Below are 23230 nucleotides of genomic sequence, written 5' to 3' on the forward strand. Positions count from 1 at the left end.
CCTGCCCCGTACTCCCGCAGGAGTCTCGCGCATTCCGCTCCAATCAACAGAGTGTGAAAAATCAACATTTAGCATTAACACAGCTATTTAATTGCTCCATCTGCTATTCCCTTAAGAATGTATTTTTGGAAAATGGCATAAAAGACAATCACAGGAAGCGCCGTAATAATAAGCCCGGATAGAATTTTTGGCCAATCACTGTTATATTGACCGAATAACATGTTTACCGATAACATTAATGTATAATTATTTACATCGGTAAGCATAATCATTGGCAATAAGAAATCGTTCCATAACCATAGAACATCTAAAATAAGGATGGTTGCAGTAATAGGTTTTAAAAGAGGAAATATAATTTTTGTGAATATTTGGAAGTCATTGCAACCATCAATTCTTGCTGCTTCCTCAAGTTCTTTCGGAATCGTTTTAACAAATCCATGATATAGAAATATCGCCATGTTAACCCCGAGGCCAATATAAATAAGGCCCAATCCGAATGTTGATCCCTGTACGGACAACCCCTTTGCTACTTTTGTTAGCGTGATCATTATGGAGTGAAATGGAACAAGCATTGATGCTAGGAATAAGGTAAACAAGAAATTGCTCAACTTACCCTTTGTTCTTGCTAGTTTATATCCAGCTAATGAACCGCAAATAACAATTCCTGCCAGCCCGATAACGGTAACAATTATGGTATTCCAAGCACTATTGAATAAATCTAACTCTTCGAATATTCCTGTATAATTTTCAAAATGTAATTTTGTAGGGAGCTTCATAACAGATGTAAAAATCTCCCCTTGTGATTTAAATGAATTGATGACAGCCATGTATATTGGAAAAAATGAAATCGCCGCAAAAATTGCCAAAACTAAAGTTGTACCAATAGAAACCAGTTTCTTTTGCATTATGCTTCCACCTCTTTCTTTTTCAACACTTTCACTTGAATCAGCGTGATAACCAACACAATCAAGAAGAGAATCATTGCTTTAGCATTCGCATAGCCATATCGAAAATTATTGGAAAAGGCTTCTTCATAAATATTCAGCGCCATAACCTGTGTCGATCTTCCAGGCCCGCCTGCAGTAAGCGCATAAACTACATCAAAAACTTTAAATGCACCATTTAATGTTAAGAAAGCGCAAATCGTTATTGCATGCATGATCATCGGAATCGTCACGTGGAAAAGTCTTTGAATTGGATTTGCACCATCAATCATAGCAGCCTCTTTTAGGTGTTGCGGAACTCCTTGGAGTGCAGCCATATAGATAACCATCATATAGCCAATCCCATGCCATAAGGACACGATAAGAATGGAGTAGAAGGAAACGTTGGCATCACCAATCCATCCCTGATCAAGAAATGATAAAACAGCCTTTTTGGATAATTCCGGTAGGACGTTGGTAAAAATAAATGAAAACATGAATGCACTAATAATCAAACTCAACATATTAGGCATAAAAAAGATGGTTCGAAAAAAAGCTTTTGTTCTAACTCTAGTTTCAATGAATAAGGCAAGAAGCAACGCAATCACGTTCTGAAAAACAAACATGAACGCTGTATATTTTAAAGTGAAGAAAAAAGAATGGCGAAATGCAGGGTCATCTTTAAAAGCTTCAATATAATTGCTTATTCCAACAAAGTTATAGGTTTGAGATAGAGCAGTCCAATCTGTAAAACTATAGAATCCCGCTCCAATCATTGGAATCAACAAGAATACAGAATAAAATAGAAATGCAGGTAGAACAAATAGGATTAAACTAATGGAACCTTTATGTTTTTTTAGATTTAAACCACTTTTAGAGCTTACTTTAGGTTGTACTTGTTCAATAACCATTTCACCACTTTGCTTATTTAACTGCGACATTACCTAACACCTCACTGACATTGTTGTTTTGGATAATGATAAAGACAGCTGTAAGCTGCCTTTATCATTCACTGAATTTAAAATTTACTTATTATTTTGGTTGAATTGGTCCCAAGCACGGTCCAAGCCTTTGATGACATCCTTCTGAGATGCATCCCCTGCAAAATAACTTTGTAGTAATTTCTGTGACTCGTCTTTTACAGCAATCGGAATCGGAGGATCTTGGTAAGCCTTTCCTTGAGATACATATTCAGTTGAATCCTTTAACCAAGGAAATGGTTCAAAGGTATGTTTGCTAGAGACAGCATTAAACCCAAGGCTTTTATAAAATTCACTAGAATCTTTATCATCCAAAATATAATTGATTAAATCCTTTGCGACATCTTTATGTTTGCTCATTTTTGATACTGCAAGAGATGTTGATGTAGAAAGGTTTATTTGTGTCGTTGCTGAATCATCATTGACTGGAAGTGGAGCAACGCCAAATTCAAAGTCCTTGTTTGTTTTTAAAATCGAATCTGCCATCCATGGACCTTGGATCCACATCGCAGCTTTACCGTTAGCAAAGTCTGCCGCTCCTTGATCTTGTCCGTTCTCAAAGGCACGTTTTGTGCCATTAGCGTTAGATAAATCCATAATTTTAAACATATCTTTTAACGCGGAGAAAGAGCCTTTTCCTTCATTCATTTCCTTAATAAAGTCAGGATTGTCCTTCGCTTGAGCTGCACCTACTGCTAGCGGTAAAAATAATTGAGGAATATACGCATCTTTATAAGTTAACAAAAATGGAGTTACATTTTTTTGCTTTAGCGTTTTAACAACTTGTTCCATTTCCGAATATGTTTGTGGTAATTTTATATTTAAGTCTTTAAAGATTTTCTTGTTGTAAAGATATCCCCATTGAAGTGTCTCCAAAGGAACCGCTACAACCTTACCATTACTTGTTATCGCTGGTTTGACCGTATCAAACACTTTGTCTACGAAAGGTTCATTTGATAAATCCTCAAGATAACCTGCTTTATCGTAAATAGGTATATCATTGATTGCATGCAGAGCAAACACGTCAGGGCTATCACCAGATGCCATCCTTGTTTTTAATAATTGTGCTGCCTGATTTACACTTGGTAATTCCAATTTGATTTCTACATTAATACCTTTTTCCTTTTTCTCTTTGGCTACAAATTGATCCAAGTATGTTTGATACTGCTGCTTAAAACGTGGTTGTCCAATAAATACTTTCAGTTCAACATTTTTTTCGGCCTTTGATCCACTTTCGTCAGAAGCTGTTTCCTTAGAATTACAACCTGCTAACAAACCGATAGCTAGAATAAAGATTAGCAAAGATGATAACGCTTTCTTCATTTTTTGTGACCCCCCTGAATAATATTTAAAGCATACTTTTATATTAATCGCTCCCATAGAATTTAAATATTGAAAATATTAGCGCTTACATTTGGACTTTTTTAACCTTGTCTCATTTCACCTGGTGAAGTTTTGAAATATTTCTTGAAGACCCGATAGAAGTAAGAGATATCTTCATAACCAACCATCTGGGCAATACTCTTGATTTGAAACTCCTTACCTTGTAGTAATTTTTTTGCATATTCCATACGACGGCTGACGATAAATTCGGTGATATTGCATCCATAAACATTTTTAAATGTTTTACTCAAGTATTCTTTACTTACAAAAAACTTGTTAGCTAAGACCTCTAAAGATATATCGATATCTGCAAAGTTCCGTTCTATATATTCTTTAATTTCCTCCAAGTTTAACTTGCTCTTCCGCTTATTTATATCAATCATATACTCGATATAGCGTTTTCCTAAATCCTGTTGCTTCTTCATTACTCTATCAAGGGAAAGGTCAAATTCACTATTTAGCTCCCCATTATTTTCAAAAACCTCGTGAACATTAAAATTATTTTTTATCATTAGTTCTTCTAAAGTAAGAATAAATTCATGCTCAATCTTTGCAATTACATTGCTGTCAACCCCAGTCACTTTTTTAAATTCATTAAAATAACGGTGAATGACATTTTCAAAGCCGTCAATATTTAATTCTTGCAAAAATGAGGTAATTGTTTTTTTGTATTCCATAATTAAGGCGGAGGTATCTTTGCTAGAAAAAGATATTGGCTTATAAAATTGTGTCTGTGAAGAACTTTTAATTTCGTTGATACACTTTTCTAACGCTAGATTTAATTCTTCTGCATTGATTGGTTTCAGTAAATATTCATTAACCCTCGAACGGATTGCCTGACGCATAAAATTAAAATCGTCATACCCACTTGCCACAATAAGTTGAACCTGTGGGAAACGGTCTGCCATGATTTGAAGCAGCTCCATACCGTCAACTCCAGGCATCTTCATATCCGTGATGACAATATCAGGAGACCTCTGTTCAATTAACCTTAATCCCTCTTGTCCATCCCCAGCTTCCCCAATTATTTCAATATCATATTGGTCCCATTTTCCAAATTGCTTAATCGTTTCTCTTGTCCATTTTTCATCGTCAACAATTAATATTTTAATCATTAATTACCCTCCATAGTTATCTTAGCGGGAATCCTAATTACCACTATTGTCCCATTTCCGACGGTACTTGAAATATCAAGACCATAATCCTCACCGAAATACAATCGTATCCTTGCAGCAACGTTTTTAATACCTATACTTCCTTTTGTATTTAAAGAATAGGGAATTCCTTTCATTTGCTCGATAAGGTCAACTAATTTTTCCTCAGGAATTCCAACACCATTATCCGTAATGGTAATTTCAATATCGTCAAAAACTTTTTGAACATCAATCGATAGTTTCCATACTCCCTTTTTTTGTTCAAATCCATGATTAAAAACATTCTCTACTATTGGCTGAATCGTTAACATTGGAATCGTGTAACCCTCTGTACCTTCTTCAATATATAAATCAGTCTGTACCTTCCCCTCAAAACGCATGTTCTGAATATATAGATAATTTTTAATATGTTCTATCTCACGGTCAATTAAAACCATGTTTCCTTGCTTTCCTGTTATATAGCGAAACATATCACTCAATGCACTTATAACAGAATAAATCTCCTCGGCTTTATGCGTCACTGCCATTCCGCCTACCAGCTGAAGCGTGTTGTATAAAAAGTGAGGATTAATCTGTGCCTGCAATGCCATAAATTGTGCGTTTCTTGTTTCTATCTCACTTTTGTACTCTTTATTAATTAATTCATTGATTCGGTAAACCATCGATGAAAATCGTTTTTCGAGCAATCCAATTTCATCTATACGCTCTGTTTCAATACTAACATTAAGGTTGTTTTCTCCTACTTCATTCATAGCATGGACTAACTTAATGATCGGCTTTGTTGTTCTTACTGATATAACAATCGATAAAATAACCGTAAGCAGGATCGAAAGAGCACTAATAATTATTCCAACGATAAGCGTTTTCGTGACTCCATTCAAAAGCATACTTTCAGGAATGACCTTTACAATGGCCACTTTATTGTTGAAAGCCTTCTTAAAAAATACATATCCTTTGTTCATTTTTAGATAGGATATATTTTTCTTACTGTCATTCATTTGTTTGATGATTTTTTGAAAATCAACAGATGTTTTTTTACCTAGATTAGGATTGTAAAGAATATGCCCCTGACGGTCTATCACAAAAACAGAACTTTCCGGTTCTGATTCTAGCATCTCAATAACGCTATCGATTACATTCCAATTCATTTCCAAAGATATTCCACCAACAATTTTTCGATTCTCAAATCTTATGATACTTCTTGTAAGCGAAAAACCTTGATTCGGCAGTGTGCTTTCAAAACTATAATTCGGACGAACTCCTAAATTACTCCAAGCAGTCCCGTTTAGTTGATTAATCTTGGATACTTTAAAATCTGCCTCTTTTAAGGAGTAGACTGTCTGGCTTTCTTTGGCATATATCGAAACAGCATTCACATGTTTATTCCCATAGTAAATAGAAAATAACTTATCCTGGATATAAGCCAGCGTACTAAAATTTAAAGGAATATTTTCATCATTAATCTGACTAATACTTGGTATTAATTTTTCATCTATTAAACTTGCAAACAAAATATTGTCACTTTCTGTTAACTTTTCATCCAAATATTTACCTGCTAAATTGATTCTCGCCTCATTTGAATTTACTACTTCCTTTTCAAAATTACTTTGTGAAACAATTATTGAAAAAATGATCAGAATTAGTAATGGTAAAATCATGACAGAAAGCATTAGGAGCATAAGTTTATAGCGGATATTACTTGCTATTTTACGAAAAAGATTTTGATGTATGTACATCCAAAAAGCATTTAGTGCCTTCATAAATTTCAGCATTCATTTTCTTTCCTTTTCAATAAATTTATAACTTGTTTTATATGACCAACTTAACTTTCTAATAGAGGATTGTCAAAAGTATTTTAAAACCAGGTGTACTAAACAACAAAAAAAAGACAGAAGGAGCTTTAAACTTAATGCTCCTACTGTCTTTTTTTATGCATGTGAGACAATTAATTGGCAATCTCCAGCTATCTCGAATTCTCCAAACCCAACCGGGATGATAAGGTGGGTGCCCTTGTCCAATTGATAGGCTTCTCCATGATGATTAAGTGTTCCTTCGCCCTTTATCACACTCAATAGCAAGTAATGATTATCCGAATCAAACGTTGCTTTCCCGTTTACTTCCCACTTATAAACGGAGAAAAAATCAGATTCAACATAAGTTGTAATCCCTGCATTTTCCTTTGTTTCTAGTTTAGGAACAGTAACGTTGCCTTGATGTGGAACAGTAGTCACATCAATTGCTTTTTCCAAGTGAAGATCACGTAAATTTCCTTCGGCATCTCTGCGGTCATAATCATAGACGCGGTATGTAGTATCCGAGCTTTGTTGTGTTTCTAATACCAGGGTTCCTTCACACAAAGCATGGATGGTTCCACTAGGGACATAGAAAAAATCGCCTGGTTTGATTTTTACTCTGCGAAGCAGATCTTCCCATCGCCCTTCCTTCGTTTGCTGGATCAATTCTTCTTTTGTCTTGGCGTTATGGCCAAAAATCATGTCCGCATCCTCTTTACAATCAATGATATACCAGCATTCTGTTTTCCCAAGTTCACCGTTTTCATGGATTTTTGCATAGGTATCATCTGGATGAACTTGAACGGATAAATCCATGTTCGCATCCAATATTTTTGTTAATAGAGGGAAAACCTCTTCCGTTGGATGTCCAAAAAGTTCAGGTTGTTCTTTCCAAAGTACGTCCAGAGTTTTTCCAGCAAATGGTCCATTTTCAATCATCGATGGACCGTTTGGATGTGCAGAAATTGCCCAGCATTCCCCTGTTTTATCGTTTGGTATCGAGTAACCAAATTCTTTTTGTAAGGCGGTGCCACCCCAAATTCGTTCTTTAAAAACGGGTTTTAAAAATAATGGCTGCAATATAATTCCCTCCGTAGTTCATATGTCTATTGGAATTTTCCCCTTTCAAATTTATCATAATCATTTTTTTATGGAAAGCTATTAATTTACGGCTGTTTCCTTTAATTATTTCTATTCACAGCATTCATCCAAGGATTGCATTGTTTGAGTAATCATTGGAAATTTTGATAGAATAAACAGACTACATTTTTTAAGGAGAGATCAAATGACAAACAACCAAAAATATATCGGTTATATTGGAACATACACGAAGGGAGACAGTAAAGGAATCTATTCCTTCACACTTGATACTACCGAGGGAAGAATAGCAGATATTAACGAGGCGGCACAGTTAGAAAATCCTACATACCTAACGATCAGTAAGGACAATCGCTATCTATATTCCGTTGCAAAAAAAGGGGAAGAAGGTGGTGTCGTTGCTTTTTCAATAGAGGGTGATGGCACATTAACGGAGCAAAATCGTCAGATGCTTCCAGGCTCATCGCCCTGTCATGTAAGTGTGGACAGCAAAAATCGTTATGCATTCAGTGCAAATTACCATAAAGGATCCGTAGAATCTTACTTAATTAACGAGGAGGATGGTTCGGTTCAACCGGCTGCCTCAATCATTAAACATGAAGGTTCAGGCCCAGATCCAAGACAGGAAAAACCTCATACCCATTATGCTGGAGTCACCCCTGATGAGAATTATCTGGCCGTTGTTGAATTGGGTATTGATGCACTTATCACCTATGCGATCAACAGTGACGGCACACTTACCAAAGCGAATCTGCTTCCTTTAAAAGCTGGAAGCGGACCAAGGCATTTGGTTTTTCATCCGAATGGGAAATTTGCTTATCTCATGACCGAATTTAGTTCAGAGGTCATTGTCTTAACCTATCACCCGGAGAATGGCCATTTTACAGAAAAACAATATATTTCCACACTTCCCGCTGATTTTTCTGAAAATAATCAAGGCAGTGCGATTCATATTTCATCGGACGGACGTTTTGTATATGCGGGCAATCGAGGCCACAACAGCATTGCTGTGTTTCGTGTTGATGTAGAAACTGGAGAGCTTAGCTTTGTTGAGCTCACATCTACTGAAGGAGATTGGCCGAGGGATTTTATGTTCGACCCAACGGAGAAATTCATCGTTGCATCCAATCAGGAGTCCAGTAATCTTGTTTTGTTTGCGAGGGACGAGGAATCGGGAAAATTAACTCTTATTGAGTCTGATATTGTTGTGCCATACCCAGTTTGTATCAAATTCTTACATGTTTAAAATCAAAGCCGGGAAAGCGATGCGCTATCCTGGCTTATTTTTTTATAAATTGGAGAACTAGGGCGAAAAAAATTTACAATCCGTGACAATACTAAGGAGGATGTTCTTAAGATAAAGGATGTGTCTTTATGAGTTTCTTTCATAGTCAAGAAACCCTTAGTTCAATTGAGTGGATATTAAGAGCAGTTATCGGATTTTTCTTTATGCTTATTGTCGCGAAAATCATGGGGCAACGTGCAATTTCCCAATTAAGATTATTGGATTTTGTTATCGCCTTAGTGCTAGGAAACATCATTGCTCATCCATTATCAGATGAAAAACTTGGCATGAAAGGTTCGATGATTACGACCGTTGTATTGGTGGTTTTGTATACAGGAGGATTGTTCATCAGCTTAAAATCGAGTCGCATTGAAAAATTCCTAAACCCCGCCCCATTTCCACTGATAAAAGAGGGCGAAATCAATTACAAGGGACTAAAGAAAGCTAGAATTTCCATTGATCATTTATTAGCTGAGTTAAGAAAAGAAAAAGTTGCGGATATAAAAAAAGTGGCTTTGGCTTTTTGGGAGCCCGATGGGAAAATCTCGATTTTTTTGGACCCAAAATATGAAGCACTGACACCTGCAAATTATCAAAAGAAAATTGAGCCCTTTGATCTTCCTAGGACGATCATAAAAGAGGGAAAGATTGATTTCACTGCGCTGCAACAAATTAGAGTGGAAGAAGGATGGGTTGTTAACCAGCTTAAGACGCTTCATCAGGTAGAAGTAAGTAATGTTTTGCTTGGTACCATTGATTGCCAAAAAAATTTACAGATTTTCCTATATAAATCATAGATTTATCAGATTAACTTAAATGAGAAGCGTAAGAAAAAAGGTTGTCGAACCCTTATATATTTTGACGAACGAAATTTACTTACAATCTAGATTATTACTATTATAATACTAATTATAGGAAGAAGTAATTAGTACGTTGGTAGTATAGCCAAGTGGTAAGGCACAGACCCTGCAAGGTCTGTAACCTCTGGTTCAAATCCAGATACTGCCTTAATAAACCATTAAAGGGACAGGGGAAAATTACCTGTCCCCTTTAATATTAAACAAGCATCATTTACAGATTGTTCTAATGTTAAATCACAACATGGAGTGATGATCTTTCTTAAAAAGTATCGAACCTATTTTTTGTTTTCCCACTATTCAAAATGCGATTTGCAGGAATAGATCTCATTTCCAATTCATTATAGTTACTCTCAGGTTTAAATATAAACACGGGGTTAGAATGTTGTATCATTTGTAAATCCCAACACATACCATCTACTTTGTTATATTGTCCTTGGATAGTCATGATAAGTTTAGTATTGTTTGAAGGTTGAATCTGTAAATTTGTGAAAGTGTTACCACTACATTCATTCGGAATAGTTTCACTGCCTTCTAAAATAATATTTTCAATACAATCTTCCAATGAAATTTTATCAAAACGATTAGCATTTACATACGCAAATCCACTAGCAGGTTTAACTGCTTTCAAATAAATACCTTTCTCAAAAGATACAATTTTTATATCAGTAAAGTTTACAAATGAAATCTCATGCCCACTTCCACCTGAGTACAACCGGATTCCAGTGCCTGATACTGTGCTTGTCCAATTCAAGAGAAGAAGATTATTAAGTGAAGTATTATTCCACGTATTGTAATAGTTATATTTACCATCCAAATAAATAACTTCTTTGGTGTACCCATTATAATCTACCATGATACTAGCATCCCAAAATGAAGCATCCTTTTGTAGTTCAAATCCTCGAACGTTGGCACCAATTACAAATCTAGTCCCATAACTCCCTTGTAGCTTAACACCTTGTTTAATGATTACAGTTCCCGTTATATAATAATCTTTATCTGCAGCAATGACTGTTTTCCTAGCATTTTGGGAAGCAAAATCAATTGCTGCCTGAATCTTCGCCTGCGTCGTAGTACCTGAAAAATCCTCTACATAAACGTTTGGATTTTCTGCCAAATAAAATTCCTCCTTTAATACTATTATAGGTTTCAAATTATTATATTGATTTTAAAAAAATAAGCATGGTTAAATCGCACATGATAAAGAAATTATATAAAGTAATAAAAACAGCCCTAAATTATGAATAAACATAATTTGGGGCTGTTTTTATTACTTAAGGTGGATATGACTTATCCATGTTTTGTTTTGATATTAGGAACTGCTCTGTCACTAATCTTCTTATCATTCATTCCTATAGATATTCTCCCAGCAAAATAGTATCCAAATGGAATTTTATTCAAGACAAATGTGGATGCAATTGACAATAATAAACTAGCAAAGAAATATAATCCTGTTAGCAGTGATGGATGAATTTCAAAAGACAAACGCTTGAAAACTACGTACATAACAGCTAAAAAGACAGGATGTATTAAATAGATGCCGAACGAATACTGGCTAATCCAAACGAAGAATTTAGGTACTTTGGGGATTTTTGTAGCAATATAATAGATCAAAAATATCATACTTGTCGTAAAAAAAACCATATCTACTCTTTTGGATGAAATAATCGGTATAATTTTTGTCCCATATAAAAATAAACAAATGGATCCTAATATGAATGGACTGACAATAACCCACTTTGAATATTTATTCAAAAGGTTGATAAATAAGGAAAAGTGTTTACCGCAGTAATAAGCAAGTGAAAAATAAAACACCCAGCCTAAAAAGGGAATCCAATAGAATTTTTCCCATATGTATACCCCAATTTCTGTTGGATACGGTTTAACAAAGTTGAAAAAACCTAAATAGACCATATTGATCAAAAATGCGCTCCCCATAACTACTGACGGTTTCCATTTTTGCAAATGTTTATTGAAAAAATAATGAAGTAAGTAAAATTGAAAGATAACCAAGATAAAATAGCCATGGAAATCCCCTAATAAAAGATGTCGCCAGAAAAATTGTCCAAAAGAAATCAACAAACTAGTTCCTGTACTTAAGGATTGTTCAAAGGCTTTTAATACGGCAAAAAATGTCCCAAACAATACATAGGGAACCATTACATACTTTAGCCTTTTAGCCCAAAAGTTTGAAGGTAGTTCATTTGGGTAGGAACGTGATAAAATGAATTCTGAAATAAAAATAAAGGTGGGCGTACCAAAAGTTAATAAAACTCTTATTAAATTGACTGTATTACTTTCATCAGCATATGCTCTTGCAAGTGAATGAAGAAGTAATATACTTAAACAAGATATACTTCTCATTAAGAAAATTTCATTTATCAATTTTTTCTGCAAAATGCCCTCTCCCTTTCAAGGAAAAAATATTTAATAGCACTTTCATTATTCATAAAAGAACACTTCTACATATTGGTATAATTTCCTTTTAGCGTCATTTCCATGAACCCCAAAGGTATTACCAATTATTTTGACATATTCACTAATTGTGATACCAATGTTGTGCTTATTCATCCACCATACCTTTGGATCATAGGAAGTATCACTAGAAACATAGATTAGCTCATTATTGCTACTCTTATAAACTTTATTGAAATTATATTTTACCCTCCTCATATGGAAATCAGATGAGACTAAGATTGCAGAATGGTAATTATACTTTTTCATTATTTTCTGTACATAAACTGCGCTTTCATATGTGCTATCTGCCTTATCCTCTAATACTAAAGAATTCCTTGGTAGAAGTGAAACAGCCTTTCCCCATAGATTGTCTGCCAATCCATTTGATACAATTAATTTTCTTGCATACCCTAACTTATAAAGCTCAATTCCTTTTTCGAGACGCCCTTCTCCTCCACTCAATACAACAATCACATCAACTTTTTTTGGCTCTTCGTTAATCACTAAAAATCTTCCTGCGAAAAATAAGAAAAGCATAAATACAAGTATCACTAAAAAATAAAGTGTATTTGGAAAACTTGGTTTTTTGTTGATAGTAGACAGCGTACCTTTGACTCTATTTTGTGGAGACATAATCTTTGACCGGGACATTTTTATCTCCTGTAATAATTTTTTTTATCTACCCTTTCATCGCATAAGGAGTTCTTTAGCATAAAGTTTCATCTTTAAACAGTTGCGTGTTCAATAAGATTATAAATTTCTCCATAGGAATGTCTTCTATCAAATTTTTCTTCTGCTAATCTCCTTGCATTTTCCCCATATGCCGCACGTAAACCTTTATTATTATAAAGCTGTTCAATTAGGGCGGCTAATTTGACAGGATCCCCTGGATTGTAGTTATAGCCAATATTTTCGACCGTCACCATGTCCATAAATTCCTTATTTAGGCTGCTATTTAATACTGGTAAACCTGCTGATAAAAAATCTCCAATTTTGTTCGTAATACTTTGTTGAGCACCTTTACTGATTGCATTCGCTGCAATATCTGAACTTACTAAATAAGGAATCATTTCCTCATATTTTAAGTGACCCATAAAATTCACAGGTGCCCCCAGCTGATTGGCCAGCTTTTCAAATTTTGGTTGTAATGGTCCGGACCCGAATACTTTAAAGACAATATTGGGTATCCCTTTATTTTTTAGAATTGAAACTGCACGAATCACTGTCTCCAGGTCATAACTATAGCTGATAGTTCCGATATAGGTAATCCAAAATTCATTAGGATCTTCCTTTACTTGCTTTTCCTTATAGGAATCAAAAACGCCTAGGTCTGTTCCGATATAGATGGGTAAATAACTTCTGGCATTTATATTGACTTTATTTACTCGCTGTACATAACTCTTTGAAACACCTACAACATAATCTGCTAAACTATAAATTTTATTGGCATAGACTGTAAGCGGATATAATATGACATCAACCAATACCTCTGGTAGAGGGATAGCATTCTTGATTGCTTCTGGCCATACGTCCTGAATATCCATCACAAAAGGTATCTGATACTGCTTAGCATACCTACCAACAATAAAAGCAGCATCCATCATTGGATAGGCACAATAAATCACATCGGGTTTTTGCTTAATGTTTTTTAAAAAAAGCGCAAGTTGTTTCGAGAAATGTCTATGGCTTTGAATTCGATCAATACCAATATTCTTTTTGTACCCTAGTTCATCTATCATGACAATTTTATACGTAAGACTCCTATTGATTTTTTCTAATTTAGTTTTATCTCGAAAGTTTTTATCACTGTGCTTAAAATTACTCGTAAGTAAAGTGACCTTATGACCCTTGCTGCTTAATTTTTCTGCAATATAAGTAAATCTATTAAATCCTTTTTCCCCTGGAAGTATTGTAAAGGGAGCGACTAAAAGAATTTCTCTATTATTTGTTAACATCCTTCCACTCTCCATCCGACATCTGGTTAGCATAACTTTTTTAGACAACTACTTTCATAGTTTCTTTAGATTGATTGGTTATAAACAACAGTATTTCCTTTAGTGACCTTCTATCTAGATAGTAATAATTCTCAAGTAGATTTGAAATTTTCGTAACATCTAAAGTCACTGATTTACCAACAAAGATTTTTGGATGTACCTGATAGTCCTGTACTTCATTTTTGTTTAGAATTTCTTCAAATAGTTTCTCCCCTGGTCTTATTCCAGAATAAGTAATTTCTATCTCATCTTCTAAATAGCCGGATAAGCGAATTAAATTTTTAGCTAAATCAACGATTTTAACTGGCTCTCCCATATCAAGCACAAAAATCTCCCCACCTTGTGCTAGTGCTCCAGCCTGTAAAACGAGTCTAGATGCTTCAGGAATGGTCATAAAATATCTTGTCATTTGAGGGTCGGTTACTGTTACAGGACCGCCTTTCAAGATTTGATCCTTAAACAAGGGAATAACACTCCCCCTGCTTCCCAACACATTACCAAATCGAACTGCAACAAATCTCGTATTGCTTTTTCGATCCAACTCTTGAACAATCATCTCAGCTATTCTCTTGGTAGCCCCCATCACACTTGTTGGGTTTACTGCCTTATCAGTAGATATCATGACAAAAGTCTCAACACCATTTTCCCCTGCTGCTTCTGCTACATTTTTTGTACCAATCACATTATTCTTAATGGCTTCTTCTGGATTTCTTTCCATTAATGGAACATGTTTATGTGCTGCTGCATGGAATACCACCCTTGGCTTATATTCATTCATAATAGCGAAAATTTTATCACGGTCAGTAATATCTGCAATTTCAGTAACAATTTCAATTTTATTACTTAAAGAGGATTTCAACTCCATCTCTATTGTATATATACTATTCTCTCCATGGCCAAGCAGGATAAGTTTTGAGGGTGAAAACTGAGAGACTTGACGGCAAATTTCGGAGCCAATCGATCCACCAGCACCGGTTACAAGCACAACGCTGTTAGTAATATATTTTGCAATCGATTGTGTATCTAATTCAACCGGCTCCCTGCCCAAAAGATCACCAGGTTCTACATTGTGTATTTCATTAACAGAGACCTTACCAGTAACTAAATCTTCAAACATTGGCATCATTTGTGTATTAATCTTGGTTTTGGTGCATTCTACATAAATATCGTGCAACTCCTTTTTATTAAGGGACGGAATTGCAATAACGATATTTTCAATCATTAGATCTTTGACCGCATCATCAAGTTTGTTTAAGCTTCCATGTACTGGTATTCCTAAAATTTCAAGGTGTTGCTTTTGTTTATCGTCATCAATAAATGCGACAGGAATTAGTTCACCGTTACTTTGCTTTAATTGTCTTGCTACAAACATGCCAGCAGATCCAGCTCCAATAATCAGCGTTCTCTTCTTAACTTTATTGTTTCCTTCCAAGTGCTTATCTTTATAAATCCGCCAAGAAAACCGAGACCCGCCAATTAAAAACAAATGCATCATCCATGTCGTTGTTAATATTCGAAAATAAACTTGCTGACCAATAATATATTGAATAATAGCTGCAGTGATCACTGAAAAGGTTACGGCTTTTAGAACGGTTACCATCTCATCAACACTTGCATACTCCCAAGCACTTTTATACAACTTATATTTATAAGCGAATATATGATGACTTAAAAGTAAGGTTGTTGATACAAGAGCCAATGGCATAGTGGGGACTACACATCCTGAAAACAAAAGAAAACTACATATATAAACGGATGTGAACACTATTAAGGAATCAACAACCAATAAAGAAACCAACCGTTTATGAAAACTCATGATTAGACATTCCTTTCCGATTCTTTTCAAAAGGTTTATATTCAGCTAACTTTTTCGATGAATATAAACAGAGGTGCAAAAGTTAGATTTCTGCAATTTCACAAAGAATTATATGTTCTTATTAACGAACAAACGTAAAATAGAAATTCTCTAAATTACTAGAAAAAACCTTTTTTTCAAAGGGATTTTTTCCTACTAACTCGGGAGCTGGATGGAAATATAATTTTTCCTCCTATGATGAGTGATAAAAGATTCAATTGTTTGAATAACCCTTGTTTGCTCTTCTTCCGTCATGTTTGTCCCTGAAGGTAAACAAATTCCTCTTTCAAATAAACGGTCTGAGACGCTCAAGTGGTTGGAATGAGGATAGTATTTAAATTGACTTAATAATGGTTGTAAATGCATTGGTTTCCAAATTGGTCTCGCTTCAATATTTTCTTTTTCTAGTGCCTGAATTAACTCAAGTGGAGAAAACAATGGTTGTTCTGAATCTATAAATAGAGTGGTTAGCCAGCGATTATGACGTGTCCCTTGATATTCCGGCATAAAAACAAACTCCTTAAAATGACTTAATTCACGAACATATCTGTGAAAAATAGCTTGTTTTTGTTCCACTCTTTCCTCAATAGCCGCTAGTTGAGCAATTCCGATTCCCGCCAAGATATTACTCATCCGATAATTGTAGCCCAACTCACTGTGCTGATAATATGGTCTGTTGTCTCTTGCTTGCGTAGAGAGAAACTTCCCTTTTACAAGTGCCTCTTGGTCATTTGAAACCAACATTCCCCCACCCGAGGTAGTAATAATTTTGTTTCCGTTGAAGGAATACACACCAAATTTCCCAACCGTTCCACTTTTTCTCCCTTTGTAGATAGCACCAAGTGATTCGGCAGCATCTTCAATAATAGGAACCTGATAAAAATTACAAATTTCTACTATTTCATCCATTTTCGCATTCTGCCCATAGAGATGGACGACTATTACTGCTTTGGGCAGGCTTCCTTCTTCTTCCGCATCTAAGAATGCTTTTTTCAAAGCTTTAGGCGACATATTCCATGTATCAAATTCTGAATCAATAAATACAGGTTCAGCTTGTTGATAAAGAATTGGATTTGCACTCGCCACGAAGGTAAGTGTGGAACAAAAAACTTTATCACCAGTTTTCACATCAAGTATTCTTAACGCCAGATGGATGGCTGCCGTACCCGAACTTACTGCTAAAGCACCTTTGGCTCCAACATATTGAGATATATCCTGTTCAAACCTGTCAACATTAGGACCTAAAGGAGCAATCCAATTTGTTTTAAAGGAAAAATCAATGTATTTTTGCTCATTGCCGGTCATATGTGGTGACGAAAGATAGATCCTCTTGTTATTACTCCCCATAAACTCACATCCACTCCTAAATGAAGTAATTTCTATTAGACTATATAAAAGCTAAGGTTATTGTTTACTAAGAAGATTTTGTATAGCCAAATCCGGATGTCTGTACAAAGGAAAATAACTTTCAGCCATAGGCAGGCTATTAACAAGTTCTTGATAAATGTCCTCATTACGGATTTTTTTTCCAATGTAAAAAGGCAAATCCCCATATTTATTAAAACGCTTTTTAAAACGATATAATGTATCGTTATCTCCAGCGTATCCTCCACCTAAATGTAATACTTTCTTTCCTTTAAACTTTGCCCATTCAACTACATAATGAATTAAAGAATTATTAGGTGAGTACTTTAGGTATTCTTCATCCGAACCTAATAAGTGATAATGGATGAAATCACCATAGTGCATAAAAAAGCAAGACATTACGACTTTATCGTCCATCATGACTTCGATTAGTTCCAAATGGTCCCGTAAAAGTTCAGCATTATTCTCAAAAAACTCTCTCTGAAAATAGTAATACTCATATGCATTTTTCTTATCCATTGTTTTATAATATAGTTCCAAAAAGTTTTCTAATTCGCTTGGAGAGCGATGCACCATCGTAAAATATTCATTGGCTTTCGCCTTCCGTAGTCTATTTCTGTTTTTCTTATCATAATTAGCCCATATTTCTTCTAACTCCAAAGATAAATCAACGTAAATAGTATGACGGTTTAATGTAGCCTCAATATCCTTATAATCCAAGTCATTCCGAATTAATGGATGAAATCTAACAAACTCGGAAATAATATTCTTTTGAAAACAAAAGGAACTAAATGAATCCTCAAATTGGCTATATAATTGTTTTTTTATGGATTTGTCCTTCGTATTAGTAATTGGGCCTCCATAACCGTATGGAGTTGTTATATCATATAAATCCCCATATTTTCTTCTGACGTCATCTGAATAGGATAAGTCATTAAGCCCTCTTAATAAAAACGGGTAATAGACAAAATTCTCTCCGTTTTCATATATAAAGAGATGCGCTTTCCCCTCCCCATTTCTCTCATAAATTTCTAGATATTCCGGTGTAAAATATACATCTTTACTTTCTGTCTTTTCTAAAAATTTGTGCCAAAACTCTTTTTCACTTAAATCAAATGTTTTATAAACCACCTTAAGTCCCCCCATTAATTCCTTTTAAAAGAGTTCAATTCGACCCATTTTCACGATAACCAATCGAAAATAGATGTCGTTTTTATCATATTTACCTAGCTAATCTCTATATTCATCCTGTTGCTTTTACACGCCAATGTGAACTCGGAGTGGTTGTAGAATACTTCACCGGTCAATAAAAGTATTTTCCGTTTTGGGTCAAGCTGTAAGAGGCAGCTTAGTAGATCATGATCATTCAAGGCATTAGAATCTGTTAATCGATAGAATTGATTTTTAATTTTACCAATTTGATAAACTCCCTCTCTAGTTGAACATGTAAACATAGAAAAATCATATGCATCATGCTGGGCTTCAGCATTAGGATAATTCTCTATATAACATTCGTAAGTGGAGTGAGAACGTGCTGAAGCAAGCTGTCCCCCAACATACCAGTATGTAGAATCATTTCTAACAAAGCCGATTTTTTCATACCAACTGATAGCTTCCTCGTTATGATTAAAAACATCTAAGGACATCTTATATTTCCCATATTCATCCAATAGATGGTATCCGTGTTTTACTAAAAGCGATTTTCCAATGCCAGATCTTTGATATTCTGGGAAAACATAAATATTATTTAAAAAAAGATCCTCTTCAAAAATACGCCATTCTGTATAGCCGGCTAAACGGTCATCAACAAATGCCCCAAAAAGTTTCACACGTCGATTTTTCTCGGGAACCGCTAGCAAGTTTTTTATATATGCCACATAACCTTCTGAACTAAAAATAGTGAGTGGAAAAATGTCCTTATTCATTCCGGACTTAATCAGCTTGGGAATAAGATGAGCATCTTTAATTTGTAAAGGTTCAATCCGTATATTCATTAGTTTTATTCCACCTCTTGAAGACTAAGCTTTCATCCGTCGTTCCACATCAAAATCTAACATTTGTTGATCAGGTACATTAGCAATCCCGTCACGTTTTAAAGTTTTACTGATTGTCTTGAAAATAATCCTCAAGTCCAAGCCGAAAGACATGTTTTCTACGTATTTAACATCTAATCCCAATCTGCTGTTCCAATCTAACTGGTTCCTGCCCTCCACTTGTGCATACCCTGTAATTCCCGGCCTTACAGAATGCCGTTTTCTTTCTTCTAGAGAATAGTAAGGCAAGTATCGAACTAAAAGTGGACGAGGCCCAACCAAGCTCATGTCACCCTTCACCACATTTAGTAATTGTGGTAACTCATCCAGACTTAAGCTTCTTATCATAAGCCCGACTTTTGTTAATCGAATCGAATCCGGTAAGTCATTTCCAGTTTCATCCTTTTCATTTGTCATTGTTCTAAACTTAAATAAAGTAAAAATCTGCTCATGATATCCAACTCGTTTTTGTTTAAAAAGAATCGGGGAACCTAATTTCACTCTAACGACAATTGCAACACCAAGCATAATTGGGCTGAAGAGACACAATAGAAGTAAACCCACAAAAATATCAAACAATCTTTTCATTATTACCCCCCAGTCCCATTCAATATAATAGTATTATTATGTTCTTAAAAACGAACAATTTGTGTAAAGAATTGCTTATCCAGGGATAAAAACATTACTATGATGTTTTAGAATGTTTCTTAAAAGCGTGTAATGAATAATTTACAAAATACCATAAAGCGGTAGCGAAATTGATCTTCTGAACCTTTCTATACGTATTCCATGTTTTCTGAGCGGATTTTAGTTTGTTACTTGAGAGTGAATGTACACATTTTCTATAAATTGCCAACTCCTCATTCAATCCATAAGCGTGGATTCCTTTTGAGAGAATGGAAAGCCAAAGCCCAAAATCTTCAGAACAATCCCTATATAATGGCATTTGTACTATCCCTACTTTTCTTTTATCCAACAAAACAGTTAAAGTTCCGATCATAGTATTTTTCAATAGACTTTTATACTCTAGCTTAGGGAGAGCCCGAAATACGACATCAGTTTTATCACCGTTTTCATTCATAATCCTGTAATCAGTATAAGAAAAAGCAAGATCATTTTTTTCCATAAACACTACCTGCCGCTCTAATTTTTGAGGTAGCCAAAGGTCATCACTATCTAGAAAGGCAAGATAGTTTCCCTTTGCAGCAGCAATTGCTCTATTTCGTGCATTGGCAGGTCCGCTATTTTCTTTAAGTTCAAATAACTTGATTCTAGAATCATGAACCATTTCTTGCTTTACAATATCAACCGTGTTATCTAACGAGCAATCATCTACAATAATCATTTCCCAGTTTGTAAAGGTTTGCGCTTTAACTGAATGAATGGTTTCAGTAATAAATTTTGAAGCGTTATAAGTTGGAGTGATAATTGAAACAGCCGCTTCTGTTGAGTATTCCATTTTTTTACCCCACTCTCTCCACTTTGTATACTTTGAAACGACTCTTCAGACCTCAAAAAGTAAGACTTTCTAATGATTAATTACCTTGTTTTGTTCAAGATTTTTTAGTAATTTCTGGTTGAGAATATTATCCTCTTTTACCCCTTGAGCTTGCTCACGTTGAAGAACAACTCTGATCGTTTGCAATAGGATTTTCAAATCCAACCAAAACGAATAATTGCGAACATATAGTAAGTCAAAACGTAATTTATCATCTACAGGAGTGGTGTAGTTTCCTAACACTTGTGCTAAACCTGTTATTCCTGGCTTCACGGTTAATCGATAAGTATATTCAGGGAGTTTTTGTTTAAATTGATTAATGAAATATTCTCGTTCTGGTCTTGGTCCTACTAAGCTCATTTCCCCCTTTAGTACATTTAATAATTGTGGAAGCTCATCCAAACGAACAGCCCTTATGAACCTTCCAATTAAAGTAATTCTGGGATCTCTATCTGTGGCTAATACTGGTCCCGTTCTCTTTTCTGCATCTTGAATCATACTTCTAAACTTATAAATCCAATATGGATTTCCATTTAGTCCTATACGTTCCTGTTTATAAAGAGCAGGTCCTTTAGAGGTGAGTGGGATTAATAAAAATAAAATTAATAAAAAAGGGCTAGCGATTACTATAACAATTGACGATACAATCACATCAAACATCCGTTTAAAAATTTTTTGACTTACGCTTAAAATTGGAGATTTTATCGAAATGACGAGCATATCATCTATTTGCTGTGTACCGGCACCCAGTATCGACAATTCAAATAATTGTGGTACCACCAATATTTCTTTTCCGTAATTGATACATAAGCCCACAATTTCCTCTTTATCCTCCCTGCTAATAGTGGGGCTTAGTAGGAAAAGATCTCCCTTTTTTACGTAGTCATGGATAAAACCTTTTTTTGCTAAGGGAATAAATCCCGATATTTCGAACCACCCTTTATTATGATTTAAGAATTTGTCAGCTAAATACAATCCTGTTTTTGAATCTTCACCGATAATATAGACTTTCTTTTTACCGAATATTTTTTTGTTTAAATACCAAATACAAACCCGCGTACAGATTAATAGAATCGTTTGAATAAGGAATGCTTCAAAAATAAAGCTTTGCTGGAAGGATAGATAATGTGTCCATAGTGATACCATTGAGATGAAACCTGAGAAGACAACCATCGATAATATAATTGAATATACTAAATGCTGAATACTTTTTCTGCGCCAATCTGCGTATAGTCCATAAAGATAAAAAACAATAATTGAGGAAACCGAAAGTACAATTAACCAAAAGTAATCGATGTTCACCCCCTTACTAGGGATTGAAAATAAATTCGAGAACCAATTCGTCATGAAAAATCCTACAGATACTAACGTGATATCAACGAAAGCCAGAATAAATTTTACATAAGTCCCTCTATAGTCTTCATTCATTTCATTTCTCCTTCCTAGGAAGTTTATTGAATATTATAGATAATTGACTTTTTTTAATTTAGATTAGTTACATTTCCAGTACTCCTGTAAAGTATTACAAACCATTTGATCTAGAGAAAAATCCTCTTCTACTTTCCTACGGGCATTTACAATACATTGATTCAGAACCTGTTCTTCAGATTCTATATATAAAATTTTCTTACAGAAGTCATCTACTGAATGATTATTTATGAGAAAACCCGTTTTATTTTCAATAATAGCTTCCTTAATTCCACCTCGATTAATGGATATGATAGGGGTACCAACTGCCATAGCTTCTAAAATAACCATTGGAAATACTTCTCTATAGGACGTTAAAAGTAAGAGATTCATACTTTTAATAAATTCCTCAGGATTATGAACGATACCCACCATCTTTACCTTATGAGAAAGATTTTGTGAGCGAATTAAGTTGTTTAATTTTTGGTATTCTGGACCATCTCCTGCAATATAAAACATGAGATTCGGAATGTCTCGAAGCTTGTTTGCAATATTAATAAATAGCTCATGATTTTTTTCTTCTGATAATCTTGCTAATATACCAACATTGAAAAATTCCCCTTTTTCTTTTCCATGGAAAACAAACTGTTTTAAATCAACGCCATTGTAAACTGTTGTAATTTTGTTAGGCTTTATTCCGGCCTTCACAAGGTTAAATTTTTCAAAGTCACTTACTGTGATGATTCTTTCTACATATTTATTTAATAAATATGAGAACAAAAATCGACTTTTCTCCTCAAGAACAGTTACATTATGCTTGGTATAAACAATCTTGAAGTTTTTTTTAGTCAACTTTTTAATAAATATACAATACAGAACCATCCTCAAACTATTCGCGTGAATTAGGTCTATTTGTTTATCAATCAATATCTCTTTCAGCTTTTTTATGTTAAGCACATGCTTAGTTCTACTTATTTCACTAAAGTTATTTTTATGTTTGATTTTCTCGTACAGCTCTCCTGAACCGGCAGCAAAGTGAAAATTTATGTTAGGGTCCTGTAATTGATTCTCCAATTTACAAAAATACATTTCTGCTCCGCCAAAAATCAGCTTATCCGTAATGACTAAAATGTTCATGCTTTGCATCA

The 23230-nt window shown here is 34.7% G+C and carries 20 protein-coding genes and 1 tRNA gene; 3 read left to right on the plus strand and 18 right to left on the minus strand.

Annotated elements, in window-relative coordinates; genetic code table 11:
* Positions 1 to 83: 83 nt before the first annotated feature.
* The 6 genes from COE25_RS02455 to manA form a co-directional block, all read right to left on the minus strand.
* Positions 84 to 908 (minus strand): carbohydrate ABC transporter permease, encoded by an 825-nt coding sequence (locus COE25_RS02455; RefSeq protein ID WP_098930746.1) that lies wholly within the window; start codon positions 906 to 908, stop codon positions 84 to 86.
* Positions 905 to 1834, minus strand: coding sequence for a carbohydrate ABC transporter permease (locus COE25_RS02460; protein WP_098931247.1), 930 nt, complete (start codon positions 1832 to 1834; stop codon positions 905 to 907). Before COE25_RS02460 ends, COE25_RS02455 begins: the two co-directional genes overlap by 4 nt.
* Positions 1835 to 1948: 114 nt before the next feature.
* Positions 1949 to 3226 carry an ABC transporter substrate-binding protein gene (locus tag COE25_RS02465; RefSeq protein WP_098930748.1) on the minus strand — a complete coding sequence of 426 codons (1278 nt, stop codon included), beginning with the start codon at positions 3224 to 3226 and terminating at the stop codon, positions 1949 to 1951.
* A gap of 101 nt (positions 3227 to 3327) precedes the next feature.
* Positions 3328 to 4401, minus strand: a complete 1074-nt coding sequence (locus COE25_RS02470) for a response regulator (protein ID WP_098930750.1) — start codon at positions 4399 to 4401, stop codon at positions 3328 to 3330.
* On the minus strand, positions 4401 to 6212 hold the full coding sequence (locus COE25_RS02475) for a sensor histidine kinase (RefSeq protein WP_098930752.1): 1812 nt from the start codon (positions 6210 to 6212) through the stop codon (positions 4401 to 4403). Before COE25_RS02475 ends, COE25_RS02470 begins: the two co-directional genes overlap by 1 nt.
* Before the next feature lie 156 nt (positions 6213 to 6368).
* Entirely contained in the window at positions 6369 to 7316 is a 948-nt protein-coding gene (gene manA, locus COE25_RS02480; protein ID WP_098930754.1) for a mannose-6-phosphate isomerase, class I, read from the minus strand.
* Between the two features lie 202 nt (positions 7317 to 7518).
* On the opposite strand from manA, the gene COE25_RS02485 reads away from it, so the two are divergent.
* The 3 genes from COE25_RS02485 to COE25_RS02495 all read left to right on the plus strand — a co-directional run bounded on the left by COE25_RS02485 (position 7519) and on the right by COE25_RS02495 (position 9624).
* On the plus strand, positions 7519 to 8577 hold the full coding sequence (locus COE25_RS02485; protein WP_098930757.1) for a lactonase family protein: 1059 nt from the start codon (positions 7519 to 7521) through the stop codon (positions 8575 to 8577).
* A 128-nt stretch (positions 8578 to 8705) separates the two neighbouring features.
* A complete protein-coding gene (locus COE25_RS02490; RefSeq protein WP_098930759.1) occupies positions 8706 to 9413 on the plus strand; it encodes a DUF421 domain-containing protein in 708 nt (235 codons plus the stop codon).
* 138 nt (positions 9414 to 9551) lie between these two features.
* Positions 9552 to 9624, plus strand: a tRNA-Cys gene (locus COE25_RS02495).
* A 111-nt stretch (positions 9625 to 9735) separates the two neighbouring features.
* Here the strand turns inward: COE25_RS02495 and COE25_RS02500 are convergent.
* The 12 genes from COE25_RS02500 to COE25_RS02555 form a co-directional block, all read right to left on the minus strand.
* Entirely contained in the window at positions 9736 to 10590 is an 855-nt protein-coding gene (locus COE25_RS02500; protein ID WP_088089400.1) for a hypothetical protein, read from the minus strand.
* Positions 10591 to 10763: 173 nt separating this feature from the next.
* Positions 10764 to 11870, minus strand: a complete 1107-nt coding sequence (locus COE25_RS02505) for an acyltransferase family protein (RefSeq protein WP_088089401.1) — start codon at positions 11868 to 11870, stop codon at positions 10764 to 10766.
* Positions 11871 to 11915: 45 nt separating this feature from the next.
* Entirely contained in the window at positions 11916 to 12434 is a 519-nt protein-coding gene (locus COE25_RS02510) for a YdcF family protein (RefSeq protein ID WP_180247402.1), read from the minus strand.
* A 221-nt stretch (positions 12435 to 12655) separates the two neighbouring features.
* The gene (locus COE25_RS02515; protein WP_179195938.1) at positions 12656 to 13885 is read right to left on the minus strand and encodes a glycosyltransferase family 4 protein; all 1230 of its coding nucleotides are present in this window, start codon (positions 13883 to 13885) and stop codon (positions 12656 to 12658) included.
* A 40-nt stretch (positions 13886 to 13925) separates the two neighbouring features.
* Positions 13926 to 15740 carry a polysaccharide biosynthesis protein gene (locus COE25_RS02520; protein WP_098930763.1) on the minus strand — a complete coding sequence of 605 codons (1815 nt, stop codon included), beginning with the start codon at positions 15738 to 15740 and terminating at the stop codon, positions 13926 to 13928.
* 195 nt (positions 15741 to 15935) lie between these two features.
* Positions 15936 to 17126 carry an aminotransferase class I/II-fold pyridoxal phosphate-dependent enzyme gene (locus COE25_RS02525; RefSeq protein ID WP_098930765.1) on the minus strand — a complete coding sequence of 397 codons (1191 nt, stop codon included), beginning with the start codon at positions 17124 to 17126 and terminating at the stop codon, positions 15936 to 15938.
* A gap of 57 nt (positions 17127 to 17183) precedes the next feature.
* Complete coding sequence (locus COE25_RS02530; protein ID WP_180247403.1) at positions 17184 to 18275, minus strand: GNAT family N-acetyltransferase; 1092 nt, start codon at positions 18273 to 18275, stop codon at positions 17184 to 17186.
* A 95-nt stretch (positions 18276 to 18370) separates the two neighbouring features.
* The gene (locus COE25_RS02535; protein ID WP_088089406.1) at positions 18371 to 19138 is read right to left on the minus strand and encodes a GNAT family N-acetyltransferase; all 768 of its coding nucleotides are present in this window, start codon (positions 19136 to 19138) and stop codon (positions 18371 to 18373) included.
* Between the two features lie 24 nt (positions 19139 to 19162).
* Positions 19163 to 19765, minus strand: coding sequence for a sugar transferase (locus COE25_RS02540; RefSeq protein WP_098930769.1), 603 nt, complete (start codon positions 19763 to 19765; stop codon positions 19163 to 19165).
* A gap of 97 nt (positions 19766 to 19862) precedes the next feature.
* On the minus strand, positions 19863 to 20636 hold the full coding sequence (locus COE25_RS02545; protein ID WP_088089408.1) for a glycosyltransferase family 2 protein: 774 nt from the start codon (positions 20634 to 20636) through the stop codon (positions 19863 to 19865).
* Positions 20637 to 20705: 69 nt separating this feature from the next.
* Positions 20706 to 22103, minus strand: a complete 1398-nt coding sequence (locus COE25_RS02550) for a sugar transferase (RefSeq protein WP_088089409.1) — start codon at positions 22101 to 22103, stop codon at positions 20706 to 20708.
* 63 nt (positions 22104 to 22166) lie between these two features.
* Positions 22167 to 23219 (minus strand): glycosyltransferase, encoded by a 1053-nt coding sequence (locus COE25_RS02555; RefSeq protein ID WP_098930771.1) that lies wholly within the window; start codon positions 23217 to 23219, stop codon positions 22167 to 22169.
* Between the last annotated feature and the right edge of the window lie 11 nt (positions 23220 to 23230).

The organism is Bacillus sp. AFS031507 (genome assembly GCF_002584635.1).
Classification (GTDB): domain Bacteria; phylum Bacillota; class Bacilli; order Bacillales; family Cytobacillaceae; genus Neobacillus.

Coding starts and splice junctions, on each gene's coding strand:
- COE25_RS02490 (WP_098930759.1), top strand. CDS start 8,706: ATGAGTTTCTTTCATAGTCAAGAAACCCTTAGTTCAATTGAGTGGATA.
- COE25_RS02535 (WP_088089406.1), bottom strand. CDS start 19,138: ATGAATATACGGATTGAACCTTTACAAATTAAAGATGCTCATCTTATT.
- COE25_RS02550 (WP_088089409.1), bottom strand. CDS start 22,103: ATGAATGAAGACTATAGAGGGACTTATGTAAAATTTATTCTGGCTTTC.
- COE25_RS02555 (WP_098930771.1), bottom strand. CDS start 23,219: ATGAACATTTTAGTCATTACGGATAAGCTGATTTTTGGCGGAGCAGAA.
- COE25_RS02515 (WP_179195938.1), bottom strand. CDS start 13,885: ATGTTAACAAATAATAGAGAAATTCTTTTAGTCGCTCCCTTTACAATA.
- COE25_RS02545 (WP_088089408.1), bottom strand. CDS start 20,636: ATGGAATACTCAACAGAAGCGGCTGTTTCAATTATCACTCCAACTTAT.
- COE25_RS02470 (WP_098930750.1), bottom strand. CDS start 4,401: ATGATTAAAATATTAATTGTTGACGATGAAAAATGGACAAGAGAAACG.
- COE25_RS02525 (WP_098930765.1), bottom strand. CDS start 17,126: ATGGGGAGTAATAACAAGAGGATCTATCTTTCGTCACCACATATGACC.
- COE25_RS02465 (WP_098930748.1), bottom strand. CDS start 3,226: ATGAAGAAAGCGTTATCATCTTTGCTAATCTTTATTCTAGCTATCGGT.
- COE25_RS02475 (WP_098930752.1), bottom strand. CDS start 6,212: ATGCTGAAATTTATGAAGGCACTAAATGCTTTTTGGATGTACATACAT.
- COE25_RS02460 (WP_098931247.1), bottom strand. CDS start 1,834: ATGGTTATTGAACAAGTACAACCTAAAGTAAGCTCTAAAAGTGGTTTA.
- COE25_RS02520 (WP_098930763.1), bottom strand. CDS start 15,740: ATGAGTTTTCATAAACGGTTGGTTTCTTTATTGGTTGTTGATTCCTTA.
- COE25_RS02485 (WP_098930757.1), top strand. CDS start 7,519: ATGACAAACAACCAAAAATATATCGGTTATATTGGAACATACACGAAG.
- COE25_RS02540 (WP_098930769.1), bottom strand. CDS start 19,765: ATGAAAAGATTGTTTGATATTTTTGTGGGTTTACTTCTATTGTGTCTC.